Here is a 10,482-nt window from a genome sequence, read left to right as displayed (position 1 = left end):
ATTTCATCTCCAGTCCATCAAGACCGCGCTGGGCGTAGGCATGAATATAGTTATAAATAGTTTTCTTGGATCGACCAATAATCGTTGCGATTTCTCCTTTGGTATATCCCTGCAAATGAAGATAAATCGCTTGGTAGCGTTCATATGCTCGTTTACTTTTTGCTTCTTTCATGGCAGTGGACAACTTTTCGATCTCGTCTTTGTGATTTGGCATCATAGTTTTCTCTCCGTTCCCCTATTTTCTCTTTGTATTTATTCGCCGTGGAACGGGAGAAAACCTTTATTTCAATTTATATAGTTTATTTCTCCTGCCCGGAGCAACGTTTTTGAAGGGACACAGCCGATATTAACGCATGTTCCTCCTATCGTTCCTCTTTCAATCATGACAACTTTCGCCCCGTACTTGCTTGCCTCGATTGCCGACGCAAAAGCGGCAGCACCAGAGCCAATGATGATGTAGTCATATTCTCTTGTTGCATCAACTTCCCCTGCTTCTATCGGCTCATAACCAGCCATAGTTATGGCTTGTTTTGCCGTTTCCACGTTGGCATGAGGAAGTTCAAACACCGCTTCTCTACGACGAAAACTAACATCAATGGATTTTGCGCCGATTTGTTTAAGAATCGAAGCAATATGTTTTTCACAGCTTGGACACGTCATTCCTTCAATGCGCATCATATATCTTTTCATGTTGAAAATTCCTCCTCAATTAGCATTTCAATCATCGGGCACTCGTATAACGCTTTTTCGTCCGGGCACCGCTTCTGCAAGTCTTGTAGCACATGTACTACTCGCTGCAAGTCTTTGATTTGCTTTTGCACTTCTTCCACTTTTTTCGATACAAACACATACATATCCGCGCATCTTTCCTTATCTTGATCGACAATGCCAAGTAGCTGATGAATTTCCGTTAAAGAAAATCCGAGTTGTTGCAGACGTTTAATGAATTGGACGCGCTTTGCATCTGCATCTGAATATAAACGATACCCCGCTTCTGTTCGCATAGGGAGTGGAAGTAGCTGTCGCTTTTCATAATAGCGGATCGTTTCTTTATTCACGCCACACCGTTTGGCTAGTTCGCTAATCCGATACATTGAATGACCTCACTTCCAATTTAAGTATAAACTTTGTACTAAGGTACATAGTCAAGTTAGTAAAAAATTCTACTATTGACAATGAATTGTGAATTGGCGATAATTAGTCTCTCGGAAATTAGTAGCTAGAAGAAAATAAGCTGTTGACACAAGCTCAACAGCTTATTTTTATCTCATCCGCTTTTATATAGAAGGAAATAAGTTTTTATATTGTTCATTTATGAAAAATTCTCCTAGAAAGATAAGCAGCAAATTAAAAAGACATCTCCACATACATATATTCATGACAATGATGGCAATGTGGATATGGAAAATCCCAAGGCAATTCCTGATTGCAAATTTTACATTTTTTCATATAGCGTATCAAATGTTTAGATAGTACTTCAAATATTTTTTCAGAAATTTTTTCTTTTAGTTCAAAAACCTCTTCTTCGTTAAAAGACAACGATTGAGAATAAGCAAATGACGTAAATAACATAAGTTGTTTATAGCCGTTCTCCAATTCATCAATTGCATCGACCGACGTAAGGATAGGCGGCAGAGCTACCTTCCCTTCCGTTAAATATTCTCTAATCATCGTTAGCCAACAATCTGTTATCTTCGTTTCTTCGATTGAAAACGGAACGAAACAGAAAGATAATTTCTTCCAAAGAGGAAGTTCGAGCTTCATCTTTTTCAATGCTTTCTCTAAAACGAACATTTTTCTTTCCCATTCGCTTATTTCACGAACACGATAAGGCGTTTCTTTTAATTCGTTTTGATAAAAGCTCCATGCCCGTTTGAATAAATCGAATGATTCGTAAGGAAATTTTTTTAGTGATTCGATTGATATAGGGAGAAAACTATATTCAATAGGAGCTACCGGCGCCTCTAACAACTTTTTTATTTTTTTTCGATTTACCATAGCGCAGACGAACCCTTCTTCATATATTCCTTTTCTTCCTGCTCGTCCTGCGATTTGCTGTACTTCTTCTGCTTTTAACGTTCGAACGGCTTTCCCATCAAACTTTTTACTTTCCATAAAGATGACTCTTCGAATAGGAAGATTCATTCCCATGCCGATAGCATCGGTTGCTATTAATATATCGGTTAACCCTTTCCGAAATTGCCTGACTTGTTTTCTTCTTGTTTCAGGAGGCATGCTTCCGTACAAAACCGAGACGTTATATCCTCGTTTTACGAGTGAAGCGGCAACATGGAGAACGTTCTTTTTTGAAAAAACAATAAGTGCATCTCCTTTTTGCAAGTCATTTGGAAAAGAAAAATCCTTTTCTTCCCAAATGAGTGGAGTGGTACGTTTGTGTTCGATTACTTCAAAATCAAACTGATGGTAAGTTAGCAGTGTTTGAAGCAAGCCAACAGCATGCGGTGCAACAACCAAATGAATTTCTTTCGCTTTCGCCCCGATAATCGCTTTGACCCAAGCAGCCCCCCTCGTTTCATCCGCTAATAATTGACATTCATCAATAACGACAACTTCAAATTCCTCGTTGACATTCACCGACTCGACCGTTGCGCTTATATGTGTACTGCCATGTACATTTTTTCTTTCTTCCCCTGTTATTAAGGCACATGCAATACCGTGGGAACACATCTCTTCAAACTTTTCTAACGCAAGCAATCTCAATGGGGCTAAATACATCCCTGTTTTCGCTTGAAGCAACCGTTGCATCGAGTCATATGTCTTTCCAGAATTAGTCGGACCGACATGAACGACATATTTTTTGTGAACCGATGAAGCGGAAAGTGATAAAGGGTGGTCAAAAATTTGCTTGCTTATCGCCTTTAAGTGGCGGTTAAACTCTTTAGAATGAAGAAACGAGCGTTCAAATTCCTCCATTGATGTAAACCACGTACTCAACCAGCGGTTCATTTTCTGTGGATTCCATTCTATTGAACATTGATATTTTTCGTTTAGCAACTGTACATACGTATACGCAATTTTAGATAAAATCGCTTCGTATTCCTCTTTCGTTCTTCGTTTTTTATCCACTTCTTTTATAAAAGTCGGATAGTGCCGCATTTTATCAAGAATTATTATCATCTCTTTAGAACAACTATTCTCGAGCAAGCGACAGAGCTCCTCCCATTCATCGTACAGGGCTTTTGCTTCTTTTTTTACTTCATGGAGCCATATGCCTACGTGTTGATCAATAATGGATTCACAAACTTTCCATATAGATGTTTGACGAATGGCAAGAAAGGCTTGGGAGCGAGTTTTTATTTCGTTCGTCAATTCTGTTTCTACGTATTTAACTATTTGTGCTAGGTGTTCTTCATCCACCACATCAAAAAAGGCTTGTACTAGTTTCTCGCTCGAAAAAGCTGTTATCTTTAATGAATCATCTAACAGCATTTCCCCGTACTCCTCTTGAATTTGTTTTTTTATCTGTTCCTTTCTTGCAAATAACCAAGAAGATAGAGCATTGTTCAAAAAATGCAAATCCACTGGTTTTTCTATTTGTTTACATAACTGTTGAAACGGATATTCTTTGCGATAGAGAAATGACAATTCATACTGGCCAAAATGCTCAAGCAAATCCAATGTGATTTCTTCAATTTCCCAGTCTAATAGCTCATTTACCCCATAAATAAGGTCTTCCATGTCCATTTCTTCTACCTCATTTGACCACCCTTGGGTGATGAGATACGTACGTACTTCGTCCACTCCTAATTCCCTCACACAATCAGCAAGTAGGTCATAAAGAAACGTTTGTATTTTCTCTTCGCATCGATTGAATAAATTTTCATCGAAACAATACAGATCTATATCGTCCCAAACGTCCTTTACTGTACGAAAAGGTTCGGGCGTAATTTCTAACGACACCAATTCTTCTTTTATAAGACGAAAGATGTCTTCTTCCAAAATCGCAAACCGATGACTTAATCGCGCTTGTAATTTCTCTAGTATATTTGTTGGCTTCTTTACGGACATTGAAGTGAAATTTTCCTCCCTTTTCTCATTCATTTTACGCCTTTCGTCCTCCTTTATTTTCCTATTCACTGAAGTGCAGGGCTTTTTTTATCGATACCCACGGCCGATTATGTTCCCAACGGACGTGCACATCTATTTGAAACGTTTCTGACAAATAATCGTCAGTGAGTATTTTTTCTTTTTGTCCGGCTGCTATAATTTTTCCATCTTTTAATAATAAAACATGGGTCATTTCTTCGATGATTTCTTCAATATAATGTGTGACATATAACACGTGGCATACTTTTTTCATGATAACGTCTTTAATGAGTGCTAAAAGTTCTTCTCGTGTTAACATATCTAGTCCTACGGTTGGTTCATCCAGTATGAGTAGCTTTGGCTTTGCCATTAGTGCTCGAGCAATCAGTACCTTTCTCTTTTCTCCTTGCGATAAGGTGCGATACGTTTTTCCTTTTAAGTAACCAATTCGAAAGACATTCATCCATTGTTCGGCTTGATGAAAATCTTCGACTGTGACAAGCTCATACAGCCCAATCGAAGCAAATTTTCCGCTAACAATTACCTCTTCCACCGTTTCCGATTCTAATGTAGGTTGAAATCTCTCAAACGCGCTGCTTACAAACCCGATGTGTTTGCGAAGTTCTGGCAAATTTGTTTTTCCAAATCGGTGCCCTAATACGGAAACTTCTCCTTTTGATGGATATTCATAGCCTAATAAAATATTAAGCAGCGACGTTTTTCCTGAACCATTTAACCCGAGAATGACCCATTGTTCATTTTCTTGCACTTCCCAATGTAGACGGTCTAAAATGACGCGCCCTTCTCTAATAAACGAAACATTTTTCATCTCAACAATCATTCCTCTTCCCCCTTCTTTACAAGCTCCTCAAGCAACATCGACGAAATAAATCCCGGAAATCCGGTGAGTCTCTTTCGCCCCCTGTTTAATTCTTGGTCTAAAGCATTTTGTCGATCAATCTCCAACGATTTTACACATCATTTCGCTAAAATTAACAAAACTCCTACTTACAAATGTATGTTTTCTACAGCTCTACATGAAGGTTGTGCTTATTTCTGTTTATTAAACGTTTTCAGGAAAATCCGCTCCCACCACTTCCATGGCAACCAGTTTTTCAGCATTAACGTCAGTTTGACTCCTCTCCCTACAGGGTAACGCAAACGAGGAGTCGGCGATTGGACGGCTTTAATGATTTGCCTAATGACTTCATCAGGAGGTGGAGCTGTTTTAGCTACACGATTCACGTATTGCACAATGGTTTTCATTTCTTTTTCATATGGTGAATCGGAACGGACGGACACTCCTTGAAGTCCTTTCGACCAAATGTTTGTTTTGAATGACCCAGGCTCAATTAAGACGACATGTACTCCGTACGGCAACATTTCTAAACGAAGCGATTCGCTAAATCCTTCGACAGCAAATTTTGAAGCGACATATGGACTCATCGCTGGGAAACCGACTCGTCCACTAATGCTACTAATGTTGATAATCTTACCGCTACGTTGCGTTCGCATAATTGACAAAACAGCTTTTGTAACGGCAACTAACCCGAAAAAGTTTGTCGTAAATTGACGCTCCCACTCTTCAAGTGAGAGTTCCTCTACAAAACCGCCAGCGGCAAACCCTGCGTTGTTAACTAATACATCGATCCGTCCATAGCAATTGATTACATCGTGTACAACCGATTCTACCGAAGCGAAATCGGTGACATCGAGAGGTACGATTTCTATCCGATCGTACACGCCTGCTTCACACGCTGCTGTTGCAAGCATTTCTTTATTTTGTATGTTTCGCATCGAAGCAACGACCTGATATCCTTCACGCGCAAGTGCAATACTTACAAGTAGCCCAAACCCGCTTGAGGCTCCTGTCACTAGCGCCACCGACGGGGAGTTTACATTTTGGTTCACAACAATCCTCCTCGCTACTATAAAGAAACATTTATTGGAATTAGATAACGATAGGCAATATTCCTGCCATTTTGCAAAATCGACCCTCATCACGCACTGATAGAGGTCGATTTTTTCTTTGGTTTAAGTTCTTTTGTTGTGACAACAAGCATAGCTCCACTCAACACAATCAGTCCCCCAATCCTAAAAAAGAAATGAGAAGCGCTATGATGATGTGTTTCGTTAGCTTTTCTTTATTAGTAAAGAACGAAAAAATAGCCACAAATATAGGATTTAAATACAGCAATAAAGCAGCGAGTGAAGATGGAATATATTTCACTGCCTGAAAATAAAAAGAAGATTGCATCATATAGAAAACGAGGCCATATCCTTTCCGCACTTCTCCAGCCCCCCCAAATCATATATTCGCCCCAGGGAACATCTCTTTTTCTTGTTTACTGTAAATGTTAAACAAAATACCACTAAATATAAACGCCGCTCCAACGATATGAGTAATTGTCAAATGTTCATTAAAAAAGATCGTTCCCATCACTGTAGCAGAAATAGGCATGACATTAATGAAAACGGAAGCGGTTGAAGCTCCGACTTTTTGAATACCATTATACCACCAAACGAAACTGATAGCCGAAACGACAACGGCAACGTACAGTACGCTTAACCACACATCCCATCCACTCATCTTGATAGATGTAAAAGAAGTATAGTATAGCGCAAACGGTGCTAAAAATAACGTTCCAAAACCTGTTGCGTACGTTGTTGCTGCGAGCGGACTATATTTTTTCATTGCTACTTTTCCAATGACCGAATATGTACTCCAGCTGAGACATGCCCCTGCTAGCACGAGATCGATCGGAGCAACACCGATCTCGATAAGTATGGACGGATGGCCGTTTGTGATGATATATACAGCTCCAAATACGGCGAGCAACATACCAAATATACTTCTTCCGTTCAATTTTTCCTTCAAAAATAGTGCAGACAACAATGTAATCAACGGGGCATTGACCGCAATAACTAATGAGCTTTTGACAATTGGTGCGTATTTTGTAGCTATAAAAAAGAAAATGTTGTATAAAAACACACCCGTTAAACCGAGGAGCGCTAACACGCCCCAATCTTTTCTCGTCGGAGTTGGTCTGTTCGGCTCTTTCAAGTGCAATAATGGAAACAAAGTCAAACTAGCACCGAAAAAGCGAAAAAAAGCAACTGACACAGGATGTAAAGTCGTTGTTGCGATTTTTCCAGCAACGAAGGCACCACCCCAAATGGTAGTGGTTAAAAATAAAAGTATATACGTGTTCAAATTTTTTGTTGACATGAAATATCCCCCTCGTTTATCTTTACATTTCTGTTATAATCAATTTTACAAGTATTTGGTCATAGGTGTTATTGATAATAATTGATATCGTTCATCAATATTTTTGATGGGGAGTTGGGGAGTATGAATCTTGATTATTTGCATACATTTCGTGAGGTAGCGAAATGGAATAGTTTTACGAAAGCTGGTGAAATGTTAGGATACGCCCAATCGAGTGTGACAACACAGATAAAAAAGCTAGAAGAGGAATTTGGTGTTGTTTTGTTTGAACGTTGGGGCGGGAAAATTAAACTGACATCTGCCGGGGTGGAACTACTTGAATATGCAAATAAGATTGTTAGTTTGATTGATGAGGCGAAACAAAGTCTTTCTGAGCAAACGGAGCTCGCTGGGAGTTTATCAATTGGCACGATTGAGTCAGTCGCTGGGTTTTATCTCCCACCTTATTTACAAGCATTTAAGCAAAAGTATCCGAGAGTAAATTTGCTGTTGCAACAAAACATTTGCAATCGGCTTGTCGAAGGAGTAAAGGAAGGGAAATATGATTTAGCTATTATTCTCGATGAAGAACGTGAAGACCCGGATTTACATGTGACTGTCATTAAACAAGAGCCGCTAGTTCTTGTTGCTAAACCAGACCATCGTTTAGCCCAGTTAGATGAAGTGGATATACGTATGTTAGGTGATGAAAAGCTTATTGTGACTGAACAAGGATGTAGTTATCGAGAAGTCATCGGAAATTTGTATCGTAATCATAGTATTCGTTTTGAGTATACGATTGAACTAGGGAGTATTGAAGCAATAAAACGATGCGTCGCTTATGGACTTGTCATCGCTTTTTTGCCACTTATGGCTGTAGAGTCTGAATTAGAGAAAGGGAGTTTAGTTCGCATCCTTCTTCCCGAGGCCGATATACACCTCTCCCTTCAACTTGTATACCATCGTAAAAAATGGTTGTCACAATCAATGAAACAATTGACGAGCCTCTTAGTGAGAGAAATTTAAGGAGAGCCAAACGGGGATCTTCTCGTTTAGCTCTTTAAGTTTACATAATTAAATTATGGGGAATAGATTGGATATATAAATCATAAGTTTATATTCGGCGTTTTACTCTCCTGTTTCCGCAAATCGCTTAATTCGCGCGCCAATTTCATCACGAACACGCTGGAAAACAACCCATTTTTCTTCTTTGGTCCCTTCTGCTTTCGCTGGATCGTCAAACCCCCAATGTACGCGTTTTACGTGCGGTGGTGTGACTGGACAATGATCAGCTGCATGTCCACATAATGTAACGACTAAATCGGCTTTGTTTAAAATTTCCGGATCAATGATATCGGATGTTTGTTTTGAAATATCGATGCCCACCTCTTTCATCGCTTTCACGGCGTTTGGATTTAAACCGTGTGCTTCGATACCAGCGCTATATACTTCCCATTCATCACCGAGATATTTTTTTGCCCATCCTTCCGCCATTTGGCTACGACAAGAGTTTCCTGTGCATAAGAAATAAATGACTTTTTTCATTGCAATCGACTCCTTTTAATGAATAATAAGTAACCATATATATAACCCAACGAGCGCAATAAATAATGTTGGGATAGTTAAAATTAAACCGTTTTTAAAATAAGTGCCCCACGTAATTTTTACTCCTTTTGTTGAAAGGACATGTAACCAAAGAAGTGTCGCGAGTGAGCCAATTGGTGTAATTTTTGGTCCTAAGTCGGAACCGATCACATTGGCATAAATAAGCGCTTCACGAATAATTCCTGTCGTATTTGTATCAGCGATGGCTAGTGCATCAATCATAACCGTTGGCATGTTGTTCATCACAGATGATAAAATGGCTGCGATAAACCCCATAGCAATCGTTGCTACAAACAATCCTTGCTTAGAGGCTCCCTCGATCAGATCAGTTTGGAACGATCATCCGTGATGCGTACTCACCGAAACTAATACGGAAAAAGTCCGCAGAGACAATATTGACAAGGTTGCTGACAACAAGCGGTAACGACGTCGTATCAGCGATAAATCCGCTTGCTAAAATAAATGGTAATACGTTTCGTTCATCAAATTGTAATGCACGCACCATAGCTAATACGATGGGTGTTAAGATGAGTGCAGCGCCATCGTTTGCGAAAAATGCAGACACTAAAGCACCGAGAATTGAAACAAATACAAACATGCGAATGCCGTTTCCTTTTGCAGCACGTGCCATATGTAATGCTGCCCATTCAAAAAAGCCAATTTCATCTAAAATTAAAGAAATAATAATGATTGCAATAAAAGCAAGCGTCGCATTCCAAACGATGTTCGTTACATCGATGACATCTTGAACATCAACAACCCCAAGGAGCAACGCTAATAAGGCGCCACCGCACGCCGACCAACCAATCGATAAATTGCGTGGTTGCCAAATAACAAAAACGAGGGTAACAAGAAAAATCAGTGATGCAAGAATAACGGAAAGCAAAAAACCACTCCTCTCTTTTTATTCGCACTGAATACGCATTCCTTTTTCCTTAAGTTGACGAATGTGTTCTTTTGGATCTAGCAAATAAGCGAAAATGCTTTGCATCATTGGATAAAACTCATGTTTTTTATTTAGTGAATAAAATACCCACTGCGCTCTTTTTGTTTCTTTCACTAAACCGTTATCTTTTAGTTTTCGTAAATGCTGGCTAATGGCAGGTTGGCTCATCTGTAATAGTTCAACGAGCTCACATACACAACAATCTGTTTCATTTAGTATAGCCATGATCGTGAGTCTTGTTTTGTCGCCTAATAGCTTTAACATATTTGCCGCCTCTTCGATGTGATACATAATACCCCCTCCTTCATCCGTAAATTATTATATAATTATATACTTATATCACTACCGTCGCATAAATGATGTCTGAATTTTCAGTTTTATTTTTTCTGGACTTTAGAGAAAAAACGAAAACACCTAAGCGAGGGTAGTAGACATCCATTTTTTTACTATAACCTATGACTTGTGCAACAACGACTGGCAAACCTTTATGGGACGCTGTTTCCTTCGATTTTTCGTAACCAAATGTGAGCGGATTTCCACAAAGAAGCCTTCAAATAGCGACTAATTTGTAAGTAACTGCGTTCGCTATTCGTGTTCAACTGAGCTAAAACATTCAGACAGTACACTATCATGGCTACGTACACTTGATTATGTACAGCTTGTTCACTGTGACCAA

10 protein-coding genes and 3 pseudogenes are annotated in these 10,482 nt (G+C 39.3%); 1 reads left to right on the top strand and 12 read right to left on the bottom strand.

Annotated features, from left to right (window positions below; all coding sequences use genetic code 11):
- The 8 genes and pseudogenes from BM213_RS12935 to BM213_RS12900 all read right to left on the bottom strand — a co-directional run.
- Positions 1–217: helix-turn-helix domain-containing protein (locus BM213_RS12935; protein ID WP_143091205.1), on the bottom strand; the 217-nt coding region annotated here is incomplete at its 3' end.
- A gap of 74 nt (positions 218–291) precedes the next feature.
- Positions 292–690, bottom strand: a pseudogene (locus tag BM213_RS12930) (FAD-dependent oxidoreductase); the annotation flags it as partial.
- The gene (gene merR / locus BM213_RS12925; protein WP_091704818.1) at positions 687–1,094 is read right to left on the bottom strand and encodes an Hg(II)-responsive transcriptional regulator; all 408 of its coding nucleotides are present in this window, start codon (positions 1,092–1,094) and stop codon (positions 687–689) included. The gene merR and the pseudogene BM213_RS12930, both read right to left, overlap by 4 nt.
- Before the next feature lie 253 nt (positions 1,095–1,347).
- Positions 1,348–4,029 carry a helicase-related protein gene (locus BM213_RS12920; protein ID WP_167357416.1) on the bottom strand — a complete coding sequence of 894 codons (2,682 nt, stop codon included), beginning with the start codon at positions 4,027–4,029 and terminating at the stop codon, positions 1,348–1,350.
- A 61-nt stretch (positions 4,030–4,090) separates the two neighbouring features.
- Positions 4,091–4,888 (bottom strand): ABC transporter ATP-binding protein, encoded by a 798-nt coding sequence (locus BM213_RS12915; RefSeq protein WP_143091204.1) that lies wholly within the window; start codon positions 4,886–4,888, stop codon positions 4,091–4,093.
- Between the two features lie 209 nt (positions 4,889–5,097).
- Positions 5,098–5,958: an oxidoreductase gene (locus tag BM213_RS12910; RefSeq protein ID WP_091704813.1), complete on the bottom strand. Its 861-nt coding sequence runs from the start codon at positions 5,956–5,958 to the stop codon at positions 5,098–5,100.
- A gap of 169 nt (positions 5,959–6,127) precedes the next feature.
- Positions 6,128–6,304 (bottom strand): EamA family transporter, encoded by a 177-nt coding sequence (locus tag BM213_RS12905; RefSeq protein ID WP_244149295.1) that lies wholly within the window; start codon positions 6,302–6,304, stop codon positions 6,128–6,130.
- 51 nt (positions 6,305–6,355) lie between these two features.
- Complete coding sequence (locus tag BM213_RS12900) at positions 6,356–7,276, bottom strand: DMT family transporter (protein ID WP_091704810.1); 921 nt, start codon at positions 7,274–7,276, stop codon at positions 6,356–6,358.
- Positions 7,277–7,399: 123 nt separating this feature from the next.
- On the opposite strand from BM213_RS12900, the gene BM213_RS12895 reads away from it, so the two are divergent.
- Positions 7,400–8,281: a LysR family transcriptional regulator gene (locus BM213_RS12895; RefSeq protein ID WP_091704807.1), complete on the top strand. Its 882-nt coding sequence runs from the start codon at positions 7,400–7,402 to the stop codon at positions 8,279–8,281.
- A gap of 102 nt (positions 8,282–8,383) precedes the next feature.
- Here the strand turns inward: BM213_RS12895 and arsC are convergent, their stop codons facing one another.
- The 4 genes and pseudogenes from arsC to BM213_RS12875 form a co-directional block, all read right to left on the bottom strand.
- Positions 8,384–8,800 carry an arsenate reductase (thioredoxin) gene (gene arsC, locus BM213_RS12890; RefSeq protein WP_208601921.1) on the bottom strand — a complete coding sequence of 139 codons (417 nt, stop codon included), beginning with the start codon at positions 8,798–8,800 and terminating at the stop codon, positions 8,384–8,386.
- A 15-nt stretch (positions 8,801–8,815) separates the two neighbouring features.
- Positions 8,816–9,746 (bottom strand): annotated as a pseudogene (locus BM213_RS12885) (ArsB/NhaD family transporter).
- 18 nt (positions 9,747–9,764) lie between these two features.
- A complete protein-coding gene (locus tag BM213_RS12880; protein ID WP_091704802.1) occupies positions 9,765–10,097 on the bottom strand; it encodes an ArsR/SmtB family transcription factor in 333 nt (110 codons plus the stop codon).
- 194 nt (positions 10,098–10,291) lie between these two features.
- Positions 10,292–10,482: pseudogene (locus BM213_RS12875) on the bottom strand (IS4 family transposase); the annotation flags it as partial.

The organism is Anoxybacillus pushchinoensis (genome assembly GCF_900111795.1).
GTDB classification, from domain to species: Bacteria; Bacillota; Bacilli; order Bacillales; family Anoxybacillaceae; genus Anoxybacillus; species Anoxybacillus pushchinoensis.
The sequence above is the reverse complement of the archived record's forward strand: the minus strand, read 5'-3'. Positions and strand labels throughout refer to the sequence as shown.